This window comes from Nostoc sp. JL33 (assembly GCF_017114985.1).
In the GTDB taxonomy this organism is placed as follows: Bacteria; Cyanobacteriota; Cyanobacteriia; order Cyanobacteriales; family Nostocaceae; genus Nostoc.
Genome location: NZ_JABXKP010000064.1, coordinates 71836 through 97305, shown reverse-complemented (window position 1 = coordinate 97305; position 25470 = coordinate 71836). Strand labels below are relative to the sequence as shown.

Below are 25470 nucleotides of genomic sequence, written 5' to 3'. Positions count from 1 at the left end.
TCCTTTAAAGAGAGGTTTTTAGGATATCTTTCTTTAACTCATCACTGCGAAACTGAAAGCGGAAAACTACCTTGCGATCGCCTGGATTATCACGTTTCTTGTCAGATTCAATTTCTCCACGACCAGCAGCTAATATTTTCTGACTTAAAGGTGCTTTGGTAGGGAAATTCATATCATAAAAAATGTATGTGTAAACTGATGATGCTCGCAACAAGCTTAGTTGTAGATTGGTTTTGTCATCTCCTTCCGAGCTAGTATGACCTTATATGACTACGCGGCTAATTTCCTGATCAAATTCTGGTTTGGAGAAAATAACACCACTGTAAACAGGAATAAAGCGGCGTAGAAAGGCTTTACCTTCTGGTTTAAGTTCTGTACTTCCCTTGGCAAAAAGAATTGATTCTTGGATACTGACATCTCCATTATCTGGGTTGACTTTAACATTGATATTGTTGCTTTTCATCTGTCCCACAACATTACCAATTACTACCCGTTTTGGTACATCCTTTTGTGCAAGCTGGAGTAGTGCAGTGATAAATAGCAAAGCAAAAAACATTAGTAAACTAGACATCAGATCGGCAATAGACAGATAAATACTAGAGTCATCATCCTCTATAATCTCTGCATCAACTTCACCTCTGATAAAATCATCCATGATTGCTTCCTGCATTACGAAATTGGCGGTTATCATTTGCAGCAGCCAGCACTTTTGCTGTCTCTAGTAAATCTCCGCAAACTCTAGCCATAGAAGTATCTGCTTGTTGGAAAAAGCTTAACTGTGAGTCAACATTCCTTTGCATAGAAACTTCAAGATGACCCTGCCAAGACTGAAGGCTATGGTCAAATTTTTGATTCAAATCCCTGTATGAATTGTCTACTATTTGCACTTGCTGACCAATACCACGAGCAAGATTTTCTAGTTGAATTAGTCGTTGTGCATCGTTTAATCCAGCCGCACTAACTAATCTGTTGATTTGTTCGACAGACCTCTGAATGTTAATCATACTTTCGTCTACTTCTCGAGTCAATTCACTACGTCTTTCAAATTCCTCTCTGAAGACTTGATCAAGATTGTTCACAACCCCAGATAATCCTTCCTGTTGTCTGCCTAGTGTCCCCTCAAGTAAGTTGTTTTGTTCTTGAAAAAACATCTGTAAATTCGCTTGATATTCTTGCCGGAATTTTGTCAAATCATCTTCTACTGTTTGGCGGGTAGCTGTGAGTGTTGCGTCGATATTTCCTAAAGTAGCCAGAAGATTATCCTTCGCACCATTCATCAAACCAGAAGCTTGATCACCCACTGTTTTTAGAGTATTAGTTTGCTCATGAAAGGTTCTATTTGCTTGGGTGAGAATTTGGATAATTCCAGTCCGAGTAGCTTGAAGCATCTGCTGTTCTACTATTGCGCGTTCTTGTAGCGCTGCTTGCAGTTCCTCTCGAATTCCTCGGAAGGTAGCAGCAGCTTGCACTGCACTGGCTTCAAAAGCACTTCGCTGGGCTGTCATTCCTTCGATACTCTGAATTACACCTCGATTAATTTCGTGGGCTGTTTGTTGTATAACTCCCGTAGTTTCAGTTTGGAATTAACTCAAAGTTTGCCCCATATTGTTAGCAAATCCTTGAAGCATCTGCTGTTCTACTGCTGCACGTTCTTGAAGTGCTGTTTGCAGTTCCTCTCGAATTCCTCGGAAGGTAGCAGCAGCTTGCACTGCACTTGTTTCAAAAGCACTTCGTTGGGCTGTCAGTCCTTGAATACTTTGGTCTACGGCTCGGTTAATTTCGTCGGCTGTTTGTTGTAAAACACCTCTTGTATCTGTTTTAAATTGATTGAGAGTGTATCCCAAATTCTTAGCAAATCCTTGAAGTTCTACTAAAGTTTCTTTTTGAAAGTTCTCAATTGTCAGGATGGAATTTGCCAAACTTTGAGAGATACCGCCCAATTCTCTATGTAGAGTCAGTACAGCTTCGGAAGCTTGTTGGGTTAACTCTGCACTTTTATCTAGCCGATCTGCAATCGGTTCGAGTACCTGAATTCGTAAATCTTTGATGAGTTCTTCTAAAACTCTCTGTCCCTGGTTTTCTTGGAGTACTCGGAGTTGTTTCTGTTCTTTGAATATTGCTTCTAAAGCTGGAAATATCTGCTGACGCACGGCTAAAGCAATAGCTTGGGCTGACAACTGATTTAAACCTGCGAACTGTTCTGCTATGTTCTTACCCACAGATTTACCAATGGCTTCAGCACTCAGTTGGTTTAACCCGGCGAACTGTTCTGCTATGCTCTTACCTACAGATTTACCAATGGCTTCAGCACTCGGTTGATTTAAGCCTGACAATTTATCTCCTACACGGATAAATGCCTCAACTAGATCACTATTGTTATTGTCTGTTATTTTTAAGGTTGCGATCGCCTTCAATTTCTGACGCAAACTATCACGTAGTTTCTGCCGTAGTGAATCACGCCCAAACAAAACTAGAAGAAACAAGCTACCAGAACCAAGCCCCATCATGGAAGTGGAGAAAGCTGTTTTCATTCCCACTAGTAGCTCTTTACTGGCAGTCATCAGTTGTTTGGGATCTTCTGTAGATAAATTGATTCCTTGGAGTCCCTGTTGTATACCATAAAAAGTTCCTAAAAGACCAATGGCAGTACACAAGGTTGTCACGAAGCGTAGGGAACTACGAGGTATTGCTTGGGCTAAGACAGATGGATACTTTATAAGTATGAAGTATCCATCTTGTTGTCTGAATTTACTAGAGTCATCAGTTCCTAGATGGTCTTTTAACCAAGGACTATCCTTTTCTAAAAGCTTGACATTTTTACCCTTTTTCAAATTCTTCAAAAATTTAATTCCGGCTTCAGTTGTGCCACACTCTGAGCGCCAATACTGCCATAATGTGCAAACTTCGATAATAATTGCAATTATTAACACAAAAGCAATTGTCCAATGAAAAGGTTCGTTATGCCAAACAATGTCCCAAACTTTTGTCATTTCTACGCTGCACTCCTCTTGTTTATGTTGGTTATATCTTTTTGAATTGCTTTAATTCTTTATCCGTAAGAACTTTTTCAGCTATCCGCATTGGGAGATGCTCTGCATCCAGGCGTTCTCCTATAGCTTCTCGGAGACATAAGCTGTAAACTGGTTCACCTTCTGATTTTTTATCCTCAATTAAATAAACCTGTTCTGGTGCATAGCTTCGCAATAAACGTACTTGCAAACAGGTTTTTAAATCCCGCGAAGAAGTAGATAGGGGTGAATCATGTCCAAATAATTCACAAGCTACTTTCCAAGCGTGATTAACCGCCACAATCTCATTAACCAATTTCTCCACAGAGGGGTACAAAAGTTCCGCAGTTTCATGAGTCAATGCTTTTAACCTACTTACCTGAGATTCGATAGGTTTATTGTTCCCAAAGATGGAAGCTTATTTAACTTTTTTTGCTAAACTTATAAAGTAATTTTTGATGTCAAACTGCTCTTTAGGCGTTGAAAATGTATATAATATATTACGGCTTTAGGAACGCACCGAAAACCCAAAATAGTGCATTACACTAATGCGGTAACACACTCTACAGCTATAGCGGTTTTATACTTAATATTTTCCAGGTTATGCCAGAGAAAAAGCAAACAAAGCCTGCGTAAGCAGGCTTTGTTTATAAACTATTGATTTTTAGTCTAGAAGAAGACCAAAAACTAAATTCTTCATTAAAAGATAGGGTGTGTTAGCCCATAAATACGGCACTATTCCCATTTAATAGACTATTAACAGTGATAAAGATTGCACATCTTAAAGATTATTAAAGCTGATCTGGAAAAGCGATCGCGTATATGCCACCCTGACTTTTCACGTCATCTGGAAAAGCCCACGAAAAACCTAACCCCCTTCCCGATGCTGTAAGGGTGAAAATTCAAAGTCTCTCTCCTCTTAGAAGAGAGGTTTTCCAAATACCGTGAAAAATCAACTAAAAATTTCACAAAATATCTGCCAATTTTACCAGCAGACTATTTGCTAAATCCAAAAACCTAACGTCATCTGTATCAACACTATTTTCTTCACTAGCTAATAAGTTTTTTACAGCAGATAACCTGTCATTGGTTTGGGAAATTCTCCAAGATTCTTCTAAGTTTACTGCAAAATCAAACAGCGATCGCTCTCCTAAATCCTCTCTTACCTTCACAGCTACACTATCATTACTTACCAAAAATTCTTTAATCGCATCTAATCGAGAATTATCTAATATTTCGTCATTTCCCCACGTTTCTAGCCAGTCTCCATCTACATCTTCAACATAAAAATTCACAAAATCAACCCCGTAAGTTAGCCAGCTTTGCTGCATTTGTCGGGCTGTTGCTAAAGCTTCAGAAAAAGTATCCACTTGATTGTCGCACCTGTGAGTTTCTCTTTTGTTAGCCATAAAAGCTCTAATTAGCAGGTAAGTATTTAGGCTAGAATCCAAATCTGGAATATCAAATTCCCGAAATTTCACGAAAATTTTAAATATTTCCCACCGGAAAGGTAATCACTGTTATACAGTGCCACGTTGACTAACTGGTTGACAAAATCAGCATCCTTGGGATTGTAACTTAAGAACAGTCCTCTCTCTATTTCCCACGATCGCAGTGTATTTTGCCAAGCTTCGTACTTTTGCTGATTAAGTTCTTCACTAACACTAGTAACTTGAATGCACAGTGGTTGATTGTTACGACTAACAATTAAATCTGTTGCCATAGAAAGGTCGGCTATATAACGCTGCCAAAAACTACCTTCTCGCTGAACAATATCTTGGGCTATTGATCTAATGATATCATCATCAACCTGATTAAATTCGCCTGCCATCAATTTTTGCTTCCAAATATAAAACTTGGAGTCACTTGCATTAAACCATCGAGGAAAGAGATAACCATACCAATATCTCTCAATCGGTGTCATCAGATCGAACTTTGCTTTTTGTTCTTCTTCTGAAGGTAAGGATTTGATTATCAGCCAAATTGTAGAATCCGTAATCACCTCTAGCAGAAAGGCGATGACAAAAGGTTTTGCTGTCAAGGAACCTGGCTTAATATCCTTTACCCAACGATTGATTTCATCTAATCTTCTCGCTAAATTATGATCTATCGAGGAGGCTTGCTCGATAAGGGACTTTAGCTTATCCTTAATCTCTTTAGCTTGCAAACGATGCCCTACTTCCAGAAGATGACACTTTTTTTACACATTTATAACTAGATTTTACCTTGAAAATGTCTTTAGTTAATTTCCTGATGTCATTAAATATTCCCTAGGTCGATGCCCTGTATACGTAAAACCTCCCGCAGTCGAGCAATTTCTTGCTCTGCATGTTGGGCGCGTTCTTCTGCATGTTGGGCGCGTTCTTCTGCTTGTTGGGCACGTAAAATTTCTTGTTGGGCCAATTCTTCTGATGATAGTATTAATTGATTTTCAGTAGTGAAGAATCTTAATTTACCTTCATAAACTCCCAAATAAAGTTCTAACTGCTGACTCCACAAACGTGCATCAGTGGTGGGTTGAATTTATTGATACTTACCATCTACTAAATGAAATCCCTGAAGTTCCATTGTTACAGGATCAAACCAAAAATAATCTGGTGTACGGAAGGTATCCTGGTAAACTTGTTTTTTTAAGCCTTTATCAACTGCTGTCGTTGAACTTGACAAAATTTCCACAATCAGGTTGGGATATTTGCCGTCTTCTTGCCAAACTACCCAACTCTTACGGTCTTTTTTCTGAGTTCCCAAAACTACAAAAAAGTCTGGGCCACGGAACTTTTCTGATTTTTTCTGGTTAGGACTGTAGTAAATCGTCAAATTGCCAGAAGCATAGAAATCTTGCCGCGATCGCCACCATAATTTTAGTATGCGAATCAGCAAATCTATTTGATCACGGTGCAGGTCACTTTCCAAGGGTGGTTCGTCACTCAGTATATCACCAGGAGGAAAAATAACTTCGTCTTCTGAAATACCATCAGAGATAAATTCTAGGGTACCAGGTTCAGACATCAGCGATCGCTCCGCGATTTACATTGATTTTACTGAAAATTCGGTAACTTGCAGATAGCTTTCCAAACTTGTAACAACTCAATTGCACCTGGGGATTCATTCAAACTTAATAATGGCATTAACTGATAAGTTTGCTGCTGTTCATGTCTTAAACAAACAAATTGATAACGCAGTCCGTTAGTTACCAGTCCCCAAACTGATGGTTGTTGATCTAAACTTTTAAAAGCATAAGTGAGTAATTGAGGTAAACCCTCACCCACTTCGACCGCACTGTTTTTCGTTTCAATCACTACAACCCAAAAAGGCGGCGCAATATTACTTTGAGGACTGTTGATTGCTAAAATATCCATCCGTCCGGTAATTCTTCTGTCTTCATCTTCGACTGCGATCGCAATGCTATCTTCCATTGTCAACCGAATCGGCACATCGTAAAACCCAGCTAACCGCATTAATGGTGCGATCGTTAAAAATTTAACTAAACCTTCAGAAATTTTACCAAGCCTGAGATAACGATGAAAGTCGTTTCTAATTCGCAATAAATCCTGCTGTTCAAACTCTGTCAACGGTTCTAAATTTAAGAAGTCTGTGAATGAACCAGTTGAAAGCTCTTCCAGTTTGAGAAAGCGATGAACATCGTTGAGAGATAGGCTGCTAGCTTCGACCGTGAGTGTCATAGTTTCAGGCTTTGTTTGTGAAGACTACTTACAATATTGCAACATTCCCGGTAGATAGGTTGCAAAACCTCTTTACATTTCTTGATCGCTTGCTTTTGGTAGATGAAAATAAATGTAAACTAAATAACTCGGCGATTTCTACCCAGCTTAAGGAAAATCTAAACATTGTCTAGCACAACTGGGCTAAGAATAGTTTTTAGTAACAATAGCGATCGCACTCATAACTAACTATGTCTCAACCAACTATAGAATCAATCCTGCAAGAGAACCGCTTATTTCATCCTGCCTCAGAATTTTCACAGAAAGCCCATATCAAAAGCTTGGATGAGTATCAGCGCCTTTATGAGAAAGCCAAAGCCGATCCGCAGCAATTTTGGGCAGATTTGGCTGAAACAGAATTAGAATGGTTCCAAAAATGGGATACAGTATTAGACTGGCAACCGCCTTTTGCTAAGTGGTTTGTTGGTGGTAAGATTAATATTTCTTACAACTGCCTTGACAGACATCTCACTACTTGGCGTAAAAATAAAGCAGCATTGATTTGGGAAGGAGAACCAGGTGATTCGCGTACCCTCACCTATGCCCAACTGCACCGGGAAGTTTGCCAGTTTGCCAATGTATTGAAGCAACTGGGTGTAGAAAAAGGCGATCGCGTTGGTATTTATATGCCGATGATTCCCGAAGCGGCGATCGCCATGTTAGCTTGTGCCAGAATTGGCGCACCCCACAGCGTAGTATTTGGTGGTTTTAGTGCCGAAGCTTTGCGCGATCGCTTAATTGATGTTAAAGCTAAATTAGTAATCACGGCTGATGGTGGTTGGCGCAAAGATGCGATCGTCCCTCTCAAAGAACAGGTAGACAAAGCCTTAGCTGATGGTGCTGTTCCCAGCATTGAAAATGTCCTAGTTGTCAAGCGCACCGGACAAGAAACTTATATGCAGTTGGGCGGACGCGATCATTGGTGGCATGATTTGCAAAAAGGTGTATCAGCAGATTGTCCCGCCGAACCAATGGACAGCGAAGATATGCTGTTTGTCCTCTACACTTCTGGCAGCACAGGTAAACCGAAGGGTGTAGTGCATACAACTGCTGGCTATAATTTATATACCCACATGACCACCAAGTGGATATTCGACCTGCAAGACACAGATGTATATTGGTGTACCGCCGATGTAGGTTGGATTACGGGACACAGCTACATTGTCTACGGCCCTCTTTCCAACGGTGCAACAACGATAATGTATGAAGGTGCGCCCCGTGCTTCTAATCCTGGCTGTTTCTGGGATGTAATTGAAAAATACGGCGTTAATATTTTTTATACTGCACCTACGGCAATTCGGGCATTTATTAAGATGGGTGAACAACATCCGAATGCGCGAAACCTGTCTTCGTTGCGTTTGCTAGGAACCGTCGGCGAACCGATTAACCCCGAAGCTTGGATGTGGTATCAGAAAGTAATTGGTGGCGATCGCTGTCCAATTGTTGATACTTGGTGGCAAACAGAAACCGGGGGTATCATGATTACACCACTACCAGGAGCAATTCCCACCAAACCGGGTTCGGCAACTCTTCCCTTCCCTGGAATTATTGCAGATGTGGTGGATTTAGAAGGAAACACCGTACCCAATAACGAAGGCGGTTATCTGGCGGTGCGTCATCCGTGGCCAGGAATGATGCGGACAGTCTACGGCGATCCAGAACGCTTCCGCCGCACCTACTGGGAACACATTCCCCCCAAGGATGGTAACTATATTTACTTTGCTGGTGATGGCGCAAGACAAGATGAAGACGGCTACTTCTGGGTAATGGGTCGTGTGGATGACGTATTGAATGTATCAGGACACCGACTCGGTACAATGGAAGTAGAATCAGCCTTAGTTTCGCATCCAGCAGTTGCAGAAGCGGCGGTAGTGGGTAAGCCGGATGAACTTAAGGGTGAAGAAGTAGTTGCTTTTGTGACTTTAGAAGGCACTTATCAACCAAGTGAGGAACTGAGTAAAGAACTCAAACTGCACGTAGTCAAAGAAATTGGTGCGATCGCGCGTCCGGGAGAAATTCGGTTTACAGACGCTTTGCCGAAAACGCGATCGGGTAAAATTATGCGCCGCTTATTGCGGAATCTAGCTGCGGGTCAAGAGGTATCTGGGGATACTTCGACATTGGAAGATAGAAGCGTATTGGATAAATTACGAGAAGGTACGTAAACAATTCCAAATTTCTCAAATGCCGAGTATGTTAACCAGGACTTACGCAAACAATAGCCAAAACCATGATTTTCTTCTTAGGGGCAATTCATGAATTCTCCCAGAGTGCGTCTAGTTTTGCGTAAATGCTATTAACAACACAGTAACACACAGTAATTTTAACAATATAGGGTGGGCAAAACAGCCTACCCTTTGCTAGACAAACTGCATTAAAATAAAAAAGGTATATAAATGAGGGATGCACTAGGGCAAAGAGGCGAAGCAATTTTTACAGTATTAATGACGGAATTTCACTCTAATGCTGGCCCTATTTTCAAACCGCAGTTTTTAGGAGATAAATGGCAGTACGTTGATTTTATAGTGGAGTTAGTAGGGTCTGATAAATCTGTTCCTTACTTTTTTGTACAAGTCAAAACAACAAGAGAAGGTTATACTAAAAAACTCAATCGTCTGAAGGTGAAATTACGACAAGAGAGTGTAATTGGTTTAGCTTCTTATCCAGCACCAACTTATATAGTTGGTATTGATGAAATCCAAGAGACAGGTTACATAGTTTCTGCCAATGGTGAAAGCCTTAATTCTCTGTCAAGCATCTCTACACTATTTAAAATTATTAAACAGAATCGAGAACTTCTCTGGCATGAAGTTAACGATTTCTGGAGTAGATACCACACTAGTAATTTAATTTCAAAATTTGCTGATCAAGACTGGAGATAAAACTATGGAAATCGCAGCACCTTGGTATATTGGAAAACGGGCAGAATCTCTTGCTATTGTTTACTTGACTCGTCGTGATGACTTGATTATTTCTCAGCCAACACCAGATAAAGGATTAGATTTTTTAATCACAATTACCAAAGATGGGGTTTCTAGTGGTAGACTCTTTGGTGTAGAAGTCAAAGCAACAGTTTCTACACCTGGGTTAATACAGCATAACCAGATTTTTAAATTAAAAAATAATAGGAATGAAAATAAACAAATCAGAGATTTACCATTTCCAGTTTGCCTATTTTTCTTCATCTTAGATAATGATAAAGCTTATTACAAATGGATTTTAGAACCTAATATTAATGAGCAAAATAATCTGGGCTTAAACTTTAATGAAAGTGATGAACTGAAAAAACTCAATGACAAAGAAATAGCTAATATTATTTCAACAGTAAATAGTTGGTATGACCAGAGAAATAATAGATGAGGATGAACATACCAATTTATTTTTATAAAAGAAATAAGCGCGATCGCCCGTCCCTGAAATTTTAAGGACACCGTGCAGTCAGCATATTGACGTATTTCTTAGTGCATTGCATACTTAATAATGCATCCTCACCTTATATTATGAGAATAGAACATTATTCAAGGCATTGAGGGCGATGAAACTGAAGAGCAAACCCAAATTAGCATTTGTTCAATCTTTTAGCGGCATGATGCTGAGTATCATCACTGCAATTGGTCTATCACCATTAGTGTTAGCGGTTCCTGCAAAAGTTTCTTTGCAATCGCCTGAACAGTCTGTTGAAAGACAACCAGAAAAACTAGCACAGTTTTCAGACACAGGGACACCAGAGCGATCGCAGCTCGTGCAACAAGCCAATGCTTTATTTAATCAGGGTGACTTGACAGGTGCAGAGGAAAATTTACGTAAATTCATTAAAAAATCTCCAGAAGATGCTTTCGCACACTTTCAACTGGGAAACGTGCTTTTTCGGCAAAAGAAACCAGAAGAAGCAATTAGCTCTTATCGGGAAGCCATTCGCCTCCAGCCAAAATACGCTCTAGCTTACAATGCGATCGGTATTGTTTATGCTAGCCAAAGTCGCTGGGAAGAAGCTATTACTGAATATCAAAAAGCTTTAGAAATTAATCCTAATTATGGCGAGGCACTAACTAATTTTGCACTGGCATTGTGGCAAACAAATAAAAAAGACGAGGCACTATCTTCTCTACAGAAAGCTTTGAATATTTTCAAAGCACAGAATAGAGGTGAAAAAGCTAACCAAGTCGAACGAATCTTGCGAGAGATCAAAACTGGTGACGATCCTGCTGTTTCATGAAAATCATATTATTCATAGGACTTACGCATCAAGTACGGAATGTCGGGGCAATTCATGAATTGCCCCGACGGTAATTAGCTAAAAGTTAGCTTCGATTTTTACTTAGCCAGAGTGTTAAAATAGGTTATTTAAGTCCACCAAACAACGAATGGGCAAACAAAGCGGCTTGAGTGCGATCGCGTAAATTCAACCGACTCAGAATATTGGTAACATAATTTTTAACAGTGTTTTCTGAAAGAAACAGCGATTCGGCAATTTCACGGTTATTGGCTCCACAAGCAATTAACCGCAATACATCTAATTCTCTAGGTGTAAGTTGCGCCAATTCTGGACGGGGTTCCACGGACGGGACAGGTGCGGCAATCGGCATAAGTGCTTTTTCAAACAATCCCGGCCCGAGTAGGGTTTGTCCCTTGTAGACAGATAGAATTGCCAACATTAGTTCATCTGGTTCGGTGTCCTTGAGCAAATAGCCCTTTGCACCCAGCCGCATCGCCTGGAAAACATACTCATCATCATCGAAGGTGGTGAGGACGAGAACCTTAATCTCAGGATATTGTTGAGCGATCGCCTTTGTGGCGGCAACTCCATCCATAACGGGCATTCGGATATCCATTAGCACAATATCGGGTTGCAATGTGGCAATCTGTTCGAGTGCGCGTTGCCCATTCTCCGCCTCACCGATTACCTGCATCTGGTCATTCGACTCAAGCATACTCTTAAGTCCCTGGCGAATCAGATGCTGATCGTCAACTAATAAAATCCGAATCATAGCTAAAACACCAACAGCTTTGATAGTGGCAAAGAAACAGAAATACAGCAACCTGTTCCTAGTTGACTGTGGAGCTTCAACTGACCGCCCAGTGCAACCGCCCGTTCTCGCATCCCTTGTAACCCAAACCCGGTTGTATTTTGAGTCGGGTTAAACCCTTTTCCATTATCTTCGATTGACAGATGAATCATTCCAGCGTGAGCCAGTAGCCCAACGGTGACACTCGTCGCCTCAGCATGTTTGCAAATATTTGTCAACGATTCTTGCACAATGCGGTAAAGAGCCGTGTTTACTTCTGTTGGTAAAGTGTACGGTAGATCAATCTTACAGGACGGTTCAATACCTGTGGTTTGCTGAAAATCTGTCAGCAGCTTTTCAATAGCTGATTTGAGAGATTGCCCTTGCAAAGGATTTGAACGCAAAACAGAAAGCGATCGCCGAATTTCCAGCAGCGCCTCAGCCCCCTGTTGCTTTGCCTGTTTGAGAAATGTCAATGCTTTATCATTATTTGATTGCCAGAACAACAGAGTATTATTAATTTGAATGGTTTGGGCAGCGAGAGTGTGTCCCAACCCATCATGAATTTCGCGGGCAATTCGGTTGCGTTCCTGCAAAGTTGCCTGATCTTCAATCCGTAGCGCATACTGGCACAGTTGTTGATTGATCATCTCTAATTGCTGATGGGCAATTTCTAACTGCTCTCGACTTTGGCGCTCTGCAAGCAGGGCATTAATTAACAATAAAGCGAATACTAACGTTAAGGTAAACAATAAGATATTACTTAATCGCCAATCCCAGGACATGGCGATCACCTTATCTCGCACAAAATTCTCAGGTGCAATCGGTCTTGACAAAAGCAGTGTTCCATAAGAAAGCAGAGATAAGCCCAAGACAACCAACTGTCCTGATCGCTTAAATATCAGACAACTCCGCATCACCAGTACCAGACACAGCAGGAAAACGGAGCGAGGAGATAAAATATGTTGAGTCGCTGGCAGCAAAATTAAAACGAATTCCAGGGCTGTATAAACTAATTTGGTTTCCAGCTTAAGCATTGGTAGTCTCAAGCCCATCAAGCTGAAGGTGGCAATTACGAGAATTCGTAGCAGCAACGACCAGGACAACTCATACGGCAGCAGAACTTCCATGAACACTGCCGTGGCTAATAACAGCCACTCTAGGTAAAGCAACAGGCGAAACGATGGGTAGGTCAAGCTAACCATAGAATTCCAACTCAATGGCCTTTGTAACAAAACCATAGGTATTTTCACAATTTTAGATGTAAATAGGTGAAAGTCGGATATTTGGGCGTTGTGGATGATGAAACTCTTCTTCCTATATAACGAATCTGTCTCTAGTATCGCTAGAGCCGTTCCGACTGATTAACTATTTCTAAATTAGGAAAAAAGTCACAATGAGTTAAGTACTTTTTTACTGGTTAGGTTAGGAATTCTAGCTCATGCACAAACCTATCCCAACTTCTAAGATTAGGTTGTGTAAGTAAAGCAGCAACTTTTCAAACATCTTCTAAACAGTCATAAACCGAAATTGAGTCAGAACACTCATATTACATACAACAAAAACAACAGAAGTAAATGATTAAAAAACAGATAATTTTACCAACCCTTCTACTTGCAACTATTCTGATTGGAGGAATCACAGGTTGCACCAATTCTAAGTCTCCAGATGTGTCTCAAGGGGACAATGGGACAAAGGTATCTGATACGAAAAATACGACAAACTCGCCGCCATCGAATACGCCGGAACGCGCCGAGAAGCGCGAAGCAGTTCGCAAGCAAGTTGAGGCAGTTTTGACCCCAGATCAGGTAAAGCAATTGTCAGGGAAATTGCAACAAGGTGAAAGAATGCGTAAAGCAGTGTTGAGCCTGAATCTTACGGCTGAACAAAAGACTAAAATTCAGGATATTTTTAAGACTGCCTATCCCCACCGTCAAGGGCAATCCTAAGATAATTCCTAGTAGTTTTATCGAAAAATAATTCCGGAGTCAGTCGTTATAATAAAGCCATTAATTAATGTACGACTGGGGGATTCAGTCCCCCACTGATTGCATTCTGGATTCGGGATTTTGTATTCTTCTTCAATAGTTAAAGTATGTTCAAGCCAAAATTGCTCGTTAAGATAGAACTCGCCGTTATAGCAGTAATCCTTACAGGAACTAGTTTCTACGCTTCAAAAGCTCTAGGTAAACCCCAACCTAGCCCTCAAAAAATGGTGGATGAGGTGTGGCAAATCCTCGATAAAAATTATGTTGATGTCAGCTTTAATCATCAAGATTGGAAAGCAATTCGACAGCAGTATATTAGCCGTTCCTATAGTTCCAAGAAACAGGCTTATGGGGCGATTCAAGAAATGGTGGCTAAATTAGGCGATCGCTACACGGAGTTTTTCGACCCCCAGGAATTCCAAGCCCTAAATAATGACCTTTCTGGCAACCTCAGTGGTGTCGGGCTGCAACTGGCACAGAATGAAAAAACCAAAGCCTTAACCGTTATCGCCCCAATTGAAGGAACGCCTGCTTTTAAAGCGGGTATTTTGCCCGACGATGTAATTACCCAGATTAATGGTCAAATAACTCAGGGAATGAAAATTGAGGATGCCGTTAAGCGGATTCTCGGCCCGGCGGGAACCAAGGTAGTACTCACGATTCAACGCGGCAATCAATCGCAAACTTTCAACCTTACTCGCGCAAATATTGCGATCCATCCTGTAACTTACAATACGCGAACAACAGCAGCAGGTAAGATTGGTTACATTCGTTTACCAGAGTTTACGCACACTGCCGCCGCAGAGATGCGTCGGGCAATTCAAGCATTAGAAAAACAGCAGGTGCAGGGCTACGTTTTGGATTTGCGTTCCGATCCAGGTGGACTGCTGGACGCGAGTTTGCAAATTGCCAGTATGTGGTTGAAGCAAGGGGCGATCGTGTCTTTGGTAAATCGAGACAAAGTTAAAGAGAGCTACAATGCGACGGGACATCCTCTCACCAACAAACCCTTAGTAATACTGGTGGATAAAGGATCAGCCAGCGCCAGCGAAATTCTGTCGGGGGCGCTGCAAGATGACAATCGCGCCAGATTAGTCGGGACTCGCACCTTCGGTAAAGGTTTAGTTCAATCCGTAGAGCCACTGGAGGATGGTTCCGCGCTGAAACTAACGATCGCCAAATACTACACACCGAAAGGTCGAGATATCAATCATGTCGGCATTGCACCAGATATTACCGTGGAGTTAACCAAGGCGCAACAGAAAGCATTAGTGCAAAACCGAACCTTGGCGACATTAGCTGATCCTCAGTATGCTAGCGCCGTTGCTGATCTGAGCAAATTGATTCAGTCCGGGGCTAATCATGTAAGTTTACAGGGTGGGCAATAAGTATAGGGATACTCTTAACAATACCTACTATCGCCACTTTCAATCATGTCAACCCGCAAAACCCAACGACTTCAAATTTGTGAACCAGTCCCAGGTCTGCAAATCCTAGTTCAACTCAGTAACACTGCCCTAGTACGGACAGTCATAGTTACTGTTACCCAGCATCAGCTAGCGATCGTCGGGGTTGTATTTGTTGCCACCTTGGTTTTTGCTATGCGGGAAAATGCCCCCTGGCTGACAGTGCCTAAACAGGTGGCGATTGAATTCTTTTCTGCTGTATCCCAGTCCCTAGCTGCTTTATTGGGGGTGTTAATTGTTTTCCTGACGTTTAATAGTCAGTTGATCGCTCAAAGGCGGCATGAAGACTACTATACACTTCAGATTCAGATTGACCAACTCATTCGTTTAACTCAGTCTCTTCCCCCCGAACTCAGTAATTTTGATCAAAGTCTGATAGCACTGATTAACTATTTAGTTCCCTTACATTTAAAGGATTTACCAATCTGGGCAACTAGCTCCCAAGTGCAACCTTTGGACAAGCTTTTAGATAATTTCAAGAATGAATATGAATGGGCGCAAGTGAAGCAACAATCCTCCTTAGCTACCCATCTGCATCAACAACAAATTTTACTTGTGATCAATAACATGGAAGAAATCCTAGAGGGATTTTCCAGGCTTTACAATCGCATCCTAGAGATGAGCCGTTTCATTCTTGCAATCATCAAGTTGTCCTTTCTCTTGGGTGTTTCGCTCCTGTTTTTGCTGTTATTTGGGATTATCGATTTGCAGAGGAAGTTTCCCGATCTCAGCCTACCTGTGACTGTTTCTCTAGCAATTTGGGTGTTGATTGCTCTTTTAGAGCTAGTGCTTGATACCTGGTTTTTGTATAAAAACCTTTATGGCTCGTCTAGTCATTATCTACGGTTTTTCCTTAATAAAAAATACCCTAATTAATAGGCAGAGGCTAACTCTCTATGAGTAACTTAACATTCTCAGATACCAAAGTTAGTAACACAAGCAAAGCATATGAAATTGGTAGAAGCGGGAGTTGAGGTGGTAAAGGATTTGGCTGTTTCTAATAAACTAAAATCCATTGGAGGTTCTGATGAACCATGAAATTTCTAACGATTTGACTGAGAACAATATAGAACCGGAGCTACTACGATCGCCAAAAAAGCGATCGCCAAAAAAGATTCGTTTGGTAATTTTGGGCGTGATATTGCTGGCTGGGCTAGGTTTTTTTGGTATCTATGCGGGTGCAGCCAAGTCAGACAAAACTGAAAAATCCGGGCGTAATAAGCAGCAAGTGACACCTGTAACCGTGGCAATGGTGACACAAAAAACGGTTCCGATACAACTACAGGCGATCGGTAATGTGCAATCGGGGTCTACGGTATCGATTACGCCCGAAGCCAGTGGACGGATCATTGGAGTTTATTTCAAGAAAGGTCAAGATGTGAAAAAGGGACAACTTTTGTTTACCCTGGATGACCGATCGCAAACTGCTGCAATCCAGCAAGCTCAAGGAACTGTCGCCAAAGACCAAGCGCAAGTACAACAAGCTAGAGCTACATTAACTAGAGACTTGGGTCAAGTAGACCAAGCTAGGGCGACCTTAATCAAAGACCAAGCCTTGGTACGACAAGCCCAAGCAACTTTGGCCAAGGATCAAGCGCAAGCAGAATTTGCTCAGGGACAGAGCGATCGCTATGGTGCATTGTACAAGAAAGGCGCGATTAGTTTAGATCAATCACAGCAATACGTTTCCAACAGCAAATCGGCTACAGCAACCCTACAAGCAGATCGAGAAGCGATCGCTAATGCTCAGGCTGTTTTGAAAAGCGATCGAGTGGCGCTGACTAATGCCGGCGCAGTTGTCAAGGGCGATCAAGCTGCGATCGCTAATGCTCAAGCCGTTGTCAGTTCCGACCAGGGAGCATTGGAAAATAGCAAAGTGCAATTATCTTACGCCAAAATTTATGCACCGATTGATGGTCGCGCTGGCAATATTCTGGTGACTCAGGGCAATGTGGTGCAAGCTAACAGCACGACTCCACTTGTTACCCTCACCCAAATTCGCCCGATTCAAGTTGCTTTTTCCATTCCCGAAACAAATCTGCCCCAGGTACAAAAGTATATGCAGAATGGCAAGCTGAAGGTAGATGTGACGTTCCCGGATAATCAAGCTCATCCTCTACCAGGTACTTTGTCTTTTGTCAATAATACGGTTGATAACACCACGGGAACAATTCAACTAATTGGCGACTTTGACAACACTCAGGGACATTTGTTTCCTGGTCAATTTGTGAACGCAACGCTGACGCTGACTCAACAACCGAATGCAACGGTTGTTCCCTCCCAAGCCGTACAGAATGGCCCAGATGGACAGTTTGTTTTTGTAGTTAAGCCCGACATGACGGTGGAAAATGTTCCAGTTACAGTTAGCAGCAGCATTGATGGGCTAGATGTGGTTCAGAAAGGGCCGCAACCAGGCGATAAAATTGTCACCGATGGTCAAGCTAATCTGGTTTCGGGTAGCAAAATCCGCATCAAAACAGCCGGCAATGACTCAAATGCAGGTGGAAATTCCTCAAGAAGAGGAAGGGGCGCAGGGGGCAGGCAGCAGGGGGGAGAATCCCCGAAGTCAGGCGGAGGTGAATCATGAACCTTTCAGAGCCATTTATCCGCCGCCCGATCATGACGACTCTGGTAATGGCGGCGATTTTGATCTTCGGTTTCATGAGTTATCGTTTGCTGCCAATCAGCGATTTACCAAGTGTGGATTATCCCACAATTCAGGTAAGTGCCTCCCGACCAGGAGCCAGCCCGGAAACGATGGCAGCATCGGTTGCCCGTCCCTTAGAGAAGCAATTTTCCAGCATTGCTGGACTCGATTCGCTCAACTCAACTAGCACCTTGGGACAGACTCAAATTACCCTGCAATTTAACCTGAGTCGGAATATTGATGACGCGGCGCAAGATGTGCAAGCCGCGATATCGGGAGCATCGGGGCAAATTGCAACCGATTTACCCAACCCTCCCACTTACAGCAAGGTTAACCCCGCCGATCAACCGATTCTCTACCTTTACTTAGACTCTCCGACTCTGCCGCTTTCCCAGGTAGACAATTATGCTGAGACTTATCTGGCGCAAAAGCTATCTACAATCAATGGGGTGGCACAGGTAGCTGTCTATGGTTCCCAAAAGTATGCGGCTCGAATTCAACTCGATCCGCAGCAATTGGCAACACGGCAAATTGGGCTAGATCAGGTGGCGACGGCGATTCAACAAGGTAACGTCGATTTACCTACCGGCAGTCTTTCGGGAAATCACAAGAATTTTACAGTCCAAACTAACGGGCAACTCCAGGATGCGGCTGCTTATCGCCAATTGATTGTGTCTTACAAAGATGGAATGCCCATCTATCTCAATCAACTGGGGCGGATCATTGACAGTGTAGAAAATGACAAGTTAGCAAGCTGGTACAACAACACTCGCGCGATTATTCTCACGATTCAAAGACAGCCCGGAACCAATACGGTGCAAGTCGTAGACACGATTAAGAAATTGCTTCCGAATTTGCGAGAGCAGATTCCGGCATCCGTGGAAATTGGGATTCTCTATGATGCGTCTCAGTCGATTCGAGACTCCGTAGATGATGTCAGATTTACGTTGATTCTGACGATCGCTCTAGTAATCTTAGTAATCTTCCTCTTTTTGCGGAACCTCTCGGCGACGGTAATTCCCAGTTTGGCGTTACCCGTTTCGCTGATTGGTACCTTTGCTGTAATGTATTTGCTGCATTACTCACTAGATAACCTGTCGCTGATGGCGTTGACCCTTTCCGTGGGCTTCGTCGTGGATGATGCGATCGTCATGCTGGAAAATATCGTCCGTCACATGGAAATGGGGGAACGTCCATTAGAAGCGGCGTTGAATGGGTCGAGAGAAATTGGTTTCACAATTCTATCAATGACCCTTTCCTTAGTTGCAGTCTTCATCCCGATGTTGTTCATGAGTGGAGTGCTGGGACGATTATTTCATGAATTTGCTGTAACGATCGCAGTGGCAATTCTTGTATCTGGTTTTGTGTCTTTGAGTCTGACTCCGATGTTGTGCAGTCGTTTTCTGCGTCCTGTGGATCATGCCCATCAAAGTCGGTTATATCAAGCTTCCGAATATGTCTTCGATCGCTTCCTCAGTTTGTACGATTGGAGTCTCAAAAAAGTCTTAAAATATCACCGCACCACGATGATTTTATCTGGCTTTCTATTGGTGGTGACAGTTGGGCTGTTGGTGATCGTTCCCAAAGGCTTTATTCCTAGCGAAGATACCGGACAAATTACAGGCATTACCCAAGCAGCCCAGGATGCATCCTTTGATAATCTTGTCCAGCATCAGCAGACAGTTGCTAACCTGATCCGCCAAGATCCAAACGTGGATGCAGTCAACTCCAATATCGGGGCGGGAGCCAGTGGAAGTGGCGGTGGGGCAGCAGTTGCAGCGAATTCTGGTAGTTTGTTTATTCGCTTAAAACCGCGATCGCAGCGCCAACTTAGTGCCGACGAAATCGTGCAAAATTTGCGAACCAAACTCGCCACTGTTCCAGGCATCCAAGTATTCTTACAAAATCCCCCAGCCATACCGATTGGCGCTCAACAAAGTACAGGACTTTATCAACTAGCACTTCAGAGTTCTGATGTCAAACCCTTGCAGGAATATGTTCCGCAACTTGTTCTGAAGATGAAGACCTTGACAGAACTTCAAGATGTGAACAGCAATTTACAGTTTGCTTCCCAGATTCAAATTGATATTGACCGCGATAAAGCCTCAACTTATGGGATCACCGCCGAGCAAATCGAAAATACCCTGAGAAGTGCCTACGGTTCCTACCAAGTGTCAACCATCTATGCAGCGACCAATGAATATCAAGTGATTCTGGAATTAGCACCCCAATATCAGGAGGATATCAATGCTTTGTTGACATTATACATTAACTCCAGCACAGGAGTGGCAGTTCCTCTGAAGACATTCGCCAAACTATCTCAGGGAGTCAGCCCGTTAATGGTTAATCATAACGGTCGGATGAACGCCGCCACGATTTCCTTTAACCTCGCTCCCGGTGTGTCCTTGGGAAATGCCAATGAAGAGATTGAAAAATTGATTAATCAGGTGATTCCTGCGAGTATTAGCACGAACTTTCAGGGTGCAAGTCAGGTATTTCAAAGTTCACTGCCGAGTTTGGGTTTATTGTTAGCGATCGCAGTCCTAGTAATTTATCTGATCCTGGGTGTTCTTTATGAGGATTTCATTCACCCGATTACAATTCTTTCCGGTTTGCCTTCAGCAGGTTTTGGCGCATTGTTAACGCTGATCATATTCCATGTCGAACTGAATGTTTACTCCTTCATTGGGATAATTCTTTTGGTGGGCATTGTGAAGAAAAACGGGATTATGATGGTGGACTTTGCCATTGAAGCCCAGCGAAATGAAGGTAAAAAGCCCTCTGAGGCGATTTATCAAGCCTGCTTGGTGCGTTTCCGCCCGATTATGATGACGACGATGGCAGCATTAATGGGAACCTTACCGATTGCGATCGGATTTGGGGCTGGTTCAGAATCCCGCCGTCCTCTAGGGATTGCAGTTGTGGGCGGACTGGTGTTTTCTCAGATATTGACTCTGTATTTAACTCCTGTGTTTTTTATATATATGGAATCATGGCGGAAAAAGCTCAGTCAAGTTAAGTTTCGGCGGGTATTTTCATTTTCAGGCGGGCGATCGTGATGTTCAAGAAGCAATAGCAGTTTGTAACTGACTGAGTTAGAGAATCTATCGCAATCCTAAATGAGTTGTAAAAATTAATTATTTTTTAAACGAACCGCAGAGGCGCAGAGGACACAGAGAGTTAAGAGATTTAAATGTAGTTACGCTTTCAGCTAACGCACCGTCAATAATTCAAGGTGCGTTAGCCTACGGCATAACACACCCTAATTCTGATTTTCTCAATTACGAATTACGAATTAAACACTTATGTCAGATATTAAAGATGCATTAGACCGAATTAATTACTGGTTTCAAGAAAATCATCCAGTAAAGATTGCATCATTGGCATCAGGTTTAAGTCTATTGGAAATAGATAGTGTGTTGAGTACTCTATCTTTTAAAGTATCCAAAGAAGTTCGGGAAATTTATGAATGGTCAAATGGATATCCCAAATATGATTGTGCAGATGATTGGATATTTTATTATATGTTTCTTCTAAGTTTAGAGTCAGCAGCGAAAGAGGCTCAAACTTGGGCAGAAGAACATGAAGAAATAGCCCTGATGTATAAGTATGCAGGTAAACCTGTCTTCCCAATCTGCATGTCGGATATCGAGTTTTTAGCAGTTGTTGCAACGGATGATGAACAAACAACTTCTCCTGTAATTTATATCTCTGAAATTGCTGAAATTTCACTGCGATACACCAATTTAACAGCTATGATGTTGACTCTGGCAGAATCTTACGAGACTGGGGGATTGTTCATCGATCCTAAAGGTTACATAGAGAAAGATGAAAAAAAGTATGCTGCTGCATATCGAAAATACAACTCAGGAATTACAGACTTAGCTCTCGAAAGATTTCTGAAAATATTTCCTGAAGATTCCTCTTGGCAAACCGTACAACTACTTCATAACGATTTATATATGAGCAATACCTATCAAATAGAAATCCCACAAAATAGCCTGAAAACTAAAGTAGTTAATACTCTTCTTAATCTGCTGCAAGACGAAAAATATGATTCCGGCTTTTCTGTAGTACTAGTACTCGAAGAACTTCGAGCAGTCGATGCATTAATTCAAGGACTTAAACACCCTAGCAAATGGGTTCGGAGTCGGGCGGCGTTTGCTTTAGGAAAAATTAAAGCATTTGAGGCTGTGGAGTTTGTATCCCAGCTTTTACAAGATCCAGATCCAGTTGTTCAAGAAGCAGTTAAGGAGGCGTTAGATATGTTTAAAAATTAGAGATAGAGCGGTTGCATCTATCACACATTTATCAAACTCACGTTGACATTCTATCTCAATACAGTTCAGCTAAACATTTCTTCCTCCTCTTCCTTTGCGCCCTCTGCGCCTCTGCGGTAGCCTGCGGCAAGGCGCTCCGCGTCTACGTTTAAAAAAATTGAATTTGACAAAGAGTTAAGCCTTAACCCCACCACATTTCTGGGATAACAAAACCCATGAACCTTTCAGAAATCTTCATTCGTCGTCCAGTCATGACCACCTTGGTAATGATCGGTATCCTGATCTTCGGTCTGATGAGTTATGTATTATTACCCATCAGTGCGCTACCTAACGTTGAATATCCTTTTATATCTGTCTCTGCTAGTCTCCCAGGTGCCACACCCGAAACAATGGCATCTTCGGTCGCCGCACCCCTAGAAAGACAGTTTACCGAAATTGCCGGACTCAATTCATTTAATTCCACCAGTTCAACTGGCAGCACCAATATCTCTCTACAATTTGACTTTAGCCGCAGAGTGGAAGATGCCGCCAAAGATGTACAGGCAGCCATTTCAGCCGCCGCCGGACAACTGCCCGCCGGAATGCCTCACCCGCCCACCTATCGCAAAGTCAACCCGTCTGTCTCGCCGATTCTCTTCCTCTATATGTATTCTGAGACACAGCAAATCTCGACAGTAGATGAATATGCAGAGGTAACAGTTGGTCAACCAATCTCGATGATTGATGGTGTTGCTCAGGTACAGGTCTTTGGTCAACAGCAATATGCAGTCCGCGTTCAGCTTGACCCGCGAGAGTTGGCATCGCGGGGAATTGGTCTAACTCAGGTGAAAACTGCAATTCAACAGGGAAATGTCAACTTACCAACCGGCAGTCTCTCTGGCACTTACAAAAGCTATACGATTCAGGCGAACGGTCAACTCACCGATGCTGCCGGCTATCGCCAGCTGATTGTAACTTATAAGAATGGTGCGCCTGTAAGACTTCAGGATTTGGGGCAGGTGATTGACAGTGAGCAAAACGTCAAAGTCTCGAATTTGTATAGCGATCGCAAGGTAACAAACCGCCATTCCGTTGTTCTCGCCGTGCAGCCGCAACCGGGTGCTAACACTGTAAATATTGTTGATGCCATCCAGAAACTTTTACCTACGCTCCGCGAACAAGTTCCCAAATCGATTGAGATGGGGATTATGTACGATCGCTCCCAAACCATCCGAGCCTCTGTCAACGATGTAAAGTTTACCTTGGTTCTCTCGGTTTGTCTAGTTATCTTGGTGATTTTCTTATTCTTGCGTGATGTCACTGCGACGCTGATTCCCAGTTTGGCGCTACCTGTAGCGATCATTGGCACTTTTGCCGTGATGTATTTGTCGGGCTTTTCCCTAGACAACATCTCACTCATGGCGTTGACCCTCTCCGTGGGCTTTGTCGTGGATGATGCGATCGTGGTGTTGGAAAATGTCGTCCGTTATCGGGAAATGGGCGAATCTCCCCTAGACGCAGCATTGAAGGGATCAAAGGAAATCAGTTTCACCATTTTGTCAATGACCCTTTCCCTAGTGGCGGTGTTCATCCCAATCATGTTTATGAGTGGAATAATCGGTAAATTATTTCATGAATTTGCCGTAACGATCGCAGTGGCAATTTTGGTTTCGGGTTTTGTTTCCCTCAGTCTCACCCCCATGTTGTGCAGTCGTTTCTTAAGTTCATCCCATCAGCAAAGACCAAATCGGCTTTATCGAGTCTTAGAAGGGGGATTTGATTTCCTACTACGGGGATATGATTGGACGCTCAAGCCTGTTTTAAAATACCGCCTGATGACGCTGATTGGTTCTGGAATTCTGCTGCTAATGACCGTCTATCTGTTCGTCATCGTTCCCAAAGGATTTATTCCTACGGAAGACACCGGACAATTAATGGCGAACACGAAAGCCGCGCAAGATATTTCTTTTGATGATATGCGGCGTCACCAGCAAACGGTTGTTGATATCATTCGTAAAGACCCCAACATTGAAGCAGTTAACTCGATTGTGGGTGCAAGTGGCCCGAACGGTTCAGTCAACGGCGGGCGAATTACCATTCGCCTAAAACCACGTTCTCAACGTCAACTCAGTGCTGACCAAATCATTCAAGAGCTAACCCCCAAGTTGAGACGTACAACTGGGATTAAGACATTCCTCCGCTCTCCGCCAGCTATTCCCATTGGTGGGCAACAAACTAATTCTACTTATCAATTTACGTTGCAGAGTTTGAATTTGCAAGACCTGCGCCAATACGTTCCTAAACTTGTGGATAAAGTCAAAACCCTACCAGGACTTCAGAACGTTGACAGCGATTTACAACTCAGCACTCCCCAAATCCAAGTCCAATTTGACCACAACAAAGCCGCAACTCTGGGGATTACCGCCCAACAAGTTGAACAAACTCTCAGCGCTGCTTATGGTTCCAGCCAGGTTTCTACTATATATACTCCAAATGACCAATTTTATGTAATCTTAGAAGTGAAACCAGAGTTTCAGCGAGATCCCAGCGCCCTATCGCTACTATATGTGCAATCGAGTACTGGAAAACTGGTTCCTTTGAGTGCGATCGCTAATATCTCCCAGAATGTCGGCCCTCTCACCGTTACTCACGTTGCTCAACTTCCCTCTGCGACTATCTCTTTTGACACCCTACCAGGAACGTCTCTAAGTCAGGCTACAGATGCGATCAAGCAAGCAGCCAGTGAGTTGCTACCTTCAACAATTACCCCCAGTTTTCAGGGTTCAGCCCAGACCTTTCAACAGTCCTTCAACGATTTAGGTGCGCTGTTGTTGGTGTCTATTGTAGTAATCTATCTGATTCTCGGTATCCTTTATGAGGATTTCATTCACCCGATCACCATTCTTTCCGGTTTACCTTCGGCGGGTTTTGGCGCATTACTCACACTGCTGATTTTCCAGGTTGATTTAAATCTTTACTCTTTTATCGGCATCATTCTGCTAGTGGGCATTGTCAAGAAAAACGGGATTATGCTGGTGGACTTTGCGATTGAAGCGCAGCGAAAGGAAGGGAAAAATTCCTTTGATGCCATCTATGCCGCTTGCTTAACTCGCTTCCGCCCGATTATGATGACGACGATGGCAGCTTTAATTGGGACATTGCCCATTGCTTTGGGGACGGGGGTAGGTTCAGAAGCGCGTCGTCCTTTGGGGATTGCGATCGTTGGTGGATTGTTATTTTCTCAGATATTGACTCTCTATCTGACTCCAGTGTTTTTCATTTACATGGAGGCATTGCGGAAAAACCTTGGCCAACCTAAGTTTAAGTTTTCCCGCTTTTTCTTCAAAAAACCCAAGGTTCGCGGAGAATACTGA

At 42.7% G+C, this 25470-nt stretch carries 21 protein-coding genes and 1 pseudogene; 11 read left to right on the top strand and 11 right to left on the bottom strand.

What is annotated here, in order from left to right:
* Positions 1 to 4: 4 nt before the first annotated feature.
* The 9 genes and pseudogenes from HWQ23_RS17530 to HWQ23_RS17490 all read right to left on the bottom strand — a co-directional run bounded on the left by HWQ23_RS17530 (position 5) and on the right by HWQ23_RS17490 (position 6691).
* Positions 5 to 172 (bottom strand): hypothetical protein, encoded by a 168-nt coding sequence (locus tag HWQ23_RS17530; RefSeq protein ID WP_472850404.1) that lies wholly within the window; start codon positions 170 to 172, stop codon positions 5 to 7.
* A gap of 90 nt (positions 173 to 262) precedes the next feature.
* Entirely contained in the window at positions 263 to 655 is a 393-nt protein-coding gene (locus HWQ23_RS17525; protein ID WP_292830398.1) for a hypothetical protein, read from the bottom strand.
* Positions 648 to 1505, bottom strand: a complete 858-nt coding sequence (locus tag HWQ23_RS17520; RefSeq protein WP_292830396.1) for a hypothetical protein — start codon at positions 1503 to 1505, stop codon at positions 648 to 650. The genes HWQ23_RS17525 and HWQ23_RS17520 overlap by 8 nt, the downstream gene beginning before the upstream one ends.
* A 78-nt stretch (positions 1506 to 1583) precedes the next feature.
* Positions 1584 to 2990 carry a MotA/TolQ/ExbB proton channel family protein gene (locus HWQ23_RS17515; RefSeq protein WP_292830394.1) on the bottom strand — a complete coding sequence of 469 codons (1407 nt, stop codon included), beginning with the start codon at positions 2988 to 2990 and terminating at the stop codon, positions 1584 to 1586.
* Between the two features lie 31 nt (positions 2991 to 3021).
* Positions 3022 to 3369: a hypothetical protein gene (locus HWQ23_RS17510; protein WP_292830392.1), complete on the bottom strand. Its 348-nt coding sequence runs from the start codon at positions 3367 to 3369 to the stop codon at positions 3022 to 3024.
* 604 nt (positions 3370 to 3973) lie between these two features.
* Entirely contained in the window at positions 3974 to 4417 is a 444-nt protein-coding gene (locus HWQ23_RS17505) for a hypothetical protein (protein ID WP_292830782.1), read from the bottom strand.
* A gap of 68 nt (positions 4418 to 4485) precedes the next feature.
* Positions 4486 to 5175 (bottom strand): hypothetical protein, encoded by a 690-nt coding sequence (locus HWQ23_RS17500; protein ID WP_292830390.1) that lies wholly within the window; start codon positions 5173 to 5175, stop codon positions 4486 to 4488.
* Between the two features lie 92 nt (positions 5176 to 5267).
* Positions 5268 to 6017, bottom strand: a pseudogene (locus tag HWQ23_RS17495) (Uma2 family endonuclease).
* A 29-nt stretch (positions 6018 to 6046) separates the two neighbouring features.
* The gene (locus tag HWQ23_RS17490; protein WP_292830388.1) at positions 6047 to 6691 is read right to left on the bottom strand and encodes a restriction endonuclease subunit R; all 645 of its coding nucleotides are present in this window, start codon (positions 6689 to 6691) and stop codon (positions 6047 to 6049) included.
* Between the two features lie 230 nt (positions 6692 to 6921).
* Between HWQ23_RS17490 and acs the strand changes: the two genes are divergently transcribed.
* The 4 genes from acs to HWQ23_RS17470 all read left to right on the top strand — a co-directional run bounded on the left by acs (position 6922) and on the right by HWQ23_RS17470 (position 10946).
* Positions 6922 to 8895, top strand: coding sequence for an acetate--CoA ligase (gene acs, locus HWQ23_RS17485; protein WP_292830386.1), 1974 nt, complete (start codon positions 6922 to 6924; stop codon positions 8893 to 8895).
* Between the two features lie 231 nt (positions 8896 to 9126).
* Entirely contained in the window at positions 9127 to 9612 is a 486-nt protein-coding gene (locus HWQ23_RS17480) for a DUF4365 domain-containing protein (RefSeq protein WP_292830384.1), read from the top strand.
* A 4-nt stretch (positions 9613 to 9616) separates the two neighbouring features.
* Positions 9617 to 10090 carry a DUF4365 domain-containing protein gene (locus tag HWQ23_RS17475; RefSeq protein ID WP_292830382.1) on the top strand — a complete coding sequence of 158 codons (474 nt, stop codon included), beginning with the start codon at positions 9617 to 9619 and terminating at the stop codon, positions 10088 to 10090.
* Between the two features lie 175 nt (positions 10091 to 10265).
* The gene (locus HWQ23_RS17470) at positions 10266 to 10946 is read left to right on the top strand and encodes a tetratricopeptide repeat protein (RefSeq protein ID WP_292830380.1); all 681 of its coding nucleotides are present in this window, start codon (positions 10266 to 10268) and stop codon (positions 10944 to 10946) included.
* 124 nt (positions 10947 to 11070) lie between these two features.
* On the opposite strand, the gene HWQ23_RS17465 is transcribed toward HWQ23_RS17470, so the two are convergent.
* Together HWQ23_RS17465 and HWQ23_RS17460 are read right to left on the bottom strand one after the other, a co-directional pair.
* Complete coding sequence (locus tag HWQ23_RS17465; RefSeq protein WP_292830378.1) at positions 11071 to 11718, bottom strand: response regulator transcription factor; 648 nt, start codon at positions 11716 to 11718, stop codon at positions 11071 to 11073.
* A gap of 2 nt (positions 11719 to 11720) precedes the next feature.
* Entirely contained in the window at positions 11721 to 12941 is a 1221-nt protein-coding gene (locus HWQ23_RS17460) for a sensor histidine kinase (protein WP_292830376.1), read from the bottom strand.
* Positions 12942 to 13313: 372 nt separating this feature from the next.
* On the opposite strand from HWQ23_RS17460, the gene HWQ23_RS17455 reads away from it, so the two are divergent.
* From HWQ23_RS17455 to HWQ23_RS17425, 7 genes are all read left to right on the top strand, one after another.
* Positions 13314 to 13685: a hypothetical protein gene (locus tag HWQ23_RS17455; RefSeq protein ID WP_292830374.1), complete on the top strand. Its 372-nt coding sequence runs from the start codon at positions 13314 to 13316 to the stop codon at positions 13683 to 13685.
* Between the two features lie 146 nt (positions 13686 to 13831).
* On the top strand, positions 13832 to 15112 hold the full coding sequence (locus HWQ23_RS17450) for a S41 family peptidase (protein WP_292830372.1): 1281 nt from the start codon (positions 13832 to 13834) through the stop codon (positions 15110 to 15112).
* A 45-nt stretch (positions 15113 to 15157) separates the two neighbouring features.
* Positions 15158 to 16066: a hypothetical protein gene (locus HWQ23_RS17445; RefSeq protein ID WP_292830370.1), complete on the top strand. Its 909-nt coding sequence runs from the start codon at positions 15158 to 15160 to the stop codon at positions 16064 to 16066.
* A gap of 151 nt (positions 16067 to 16217) precedes the next feature.
* A complete protein-coding gene (locus tag HWQ23_RS17440; RefSeq protein ID WP_292830368.1) occupies positions 16218 to 17777 on the top strand; it encodes an efflux RND transporter periplasmic adaptor subunit in 1560 nt (519 codons plus the stop codon).
* Complete coding sequence (locus HWQ23_RS17435) at positions 17774 to 20896, top strand: efflux RND transporter permease subunit (RefSeq protein WP_292830366.1); 3123 nt, start codon at positions 17774 to 17776, stop codon at positions 20894 to 20896. Before HWQ23_RS17440 ends, HWQ23_RS17435 begins: the two co-directional genes overlap by 4 nt.
* Positions 20897 to 21142: 246 nt before the next feature.
* Positions 21143 to 22117, top strand: coding sequence for a HEAT repeat domain-containing protein (locus HWQ23_RS17430; RefSeq protein ID WP_292830364.1), 975 nt, complete (start codon positions 21143 to 21145; stop codon positions 22115 to 22117).
* Positions 22118 to 22332: 215 nt separating this feature from the next.
* Complete coding sequence (locus HWQ23_RS17425) at positions 22333 to 25470, top strand: efflux RND transporter permease subunit (protein WP_292830362.1); 3138 nt, start codon at positions 22333 to 22335, stop codon at positions 25468 to 25470.

What these genes read in the sequence shown, in the direction of transcription:
- HWQ23_RS17430 (WP_292830364.1), top strand. Translation starts at nt 21,143, where the DNA reads ATGTCAGATATTAAAGATGCATTAGACCGAATTAATTACTGGTTTCAA.
- HWQ23_RS17480 (WP_292830384.1), top strand. Translation starts at nt 9,127, where the DNA reads ATGAGGGATGCACTAGGGCAAAGAGGCGAAGCAATTTTTACAGTATTA.
- HWQ23_RS17490 (WP_292830388.1), bottom strand. Translation starts at nt 6,691, where the DNA reads ATGACACTCACGGTCGAAGCTAGCAGCCTATCTCTCAACGATGTTCAT.
- acs (WP_292830386.1), top strand. Translation starts at nt 6,922, where the DNA reads ATGTCTCAACCAACTATAGAATCAATCCTGCAAGAGAACCGCTTATTT.
- HWQ23_RS17455 (WP_292830374.1), top strand. Translation starts at nt 13,314, where the DNA reads ATGATTAAAAAACAGATAATTTTACCAACCCTTCTACTTGCAACTATT.
- HWQ23_RS17525 (WP_292830398.1), bottom strand. Translation starts at nt 655, where the DNA reads ATGGATGATTTTATCAGAGGTGAAGTTGATGCAGAGATTATAGAGGAT.
- HWQ23_RS17475 (WP_292830382.1), top strand. Translation starts at nt 9,617, where the DNA reads ATGGAAATCGCAGCACCTTGGTATATTGGAAAACGGGCAGAATCTCTT.
- HWQ23_RS17440 (WP_292830368.1), top strand. Translation starts at nt 16,218, where the DNA reads ATGAACCATGAAATTTCTAACGATTTGACTGAGAACAATATAGAACCG.
- HWQ23_RS17425 (WP_292830362.1), top strand. Translation starts at nt 22,333, where the DNA reads ATGAACCTTTCAGAAATCTTCATTCGTCGTCCAGTCATGACCACCTTG.
- HWQ23_RS17445 (WP_292830370.1), top strand. Translation starts at nt 15,158, where the DNA reads ATGTCAACCCGCAAAACCCAACGACTTCAAATTTGTGAACCAGTCCCA.
- HWQ23_RS17465 (WP_292830378.1), bottom strand. Translation starts at nt 11,718, where the DNA reads ATGATTCGGATTTTATTAGTTGACGATCAGCATCTGATTCGCCAGGGA.
- HWQ23_RS17435 (WP_292830366.1), top strand. Translation starts at nt 17,774, where the DNA reads ATGAACCTTTCAGAGCCATTTATCCGCCGCCCGATCATGACGACTCTG.
- HWQ23_RS17460 (WP_292830376.1), bottom strand. Translation starts at nt 12,941, where the DNA reads ATGGTTAGCTTGACCTACCCATCGTTTCGCCTGTTGCTTTACCTAGAG.
- HWQ23_RS17515 (WP_292830394.1), bottom strand. Translation starts at nt 2,990, where the DNA reads ATGACAAAAGTTTGGGACATTGTTTGGCATAACGAACCTTTTCATTGG.
- HWQ23_RS17505 (WP_292830782.1), bottom strand. Translation starts at nt 4,417, where the DNA reads ATGGCTAACAAAAGAGAAACTCACAGGTGCGACAATCAAGTGGATACT.
- HWQ23_RS17470 (WP_292830380.1), top strand. Translation starts at nt 10,266, where the DNA reads ATGAAACTGAAGAGCAAACCCAAATTAGCATTTGTTCAATCTTTTAGC.
- HWQ23_RS17530 (WP_472850404.1), bottom strand. Translation starts at nt 172, where the DNA reads ATGAATTTCCCTACCAAAGCACCTTTAAGTCAGAAAATATTAGCTGCT.
- HWQ23_RS17450 (WP_292830372.1), top strand. Translation starts at nt 13,832, where the DNA reads ATGTTCAAGCCAAAATTGCTCGTTAAGATAGAACTCGCCGTTATAGCA.
- HWQ23_RS17520 (WP_292830396.1), bottom strand. Translation starts at nt 1,505, where the DNA reads ATGACAGCCCAGCGAAGTGCTTTTGAAGCCAGTGCAGTGCAAGCTGCT.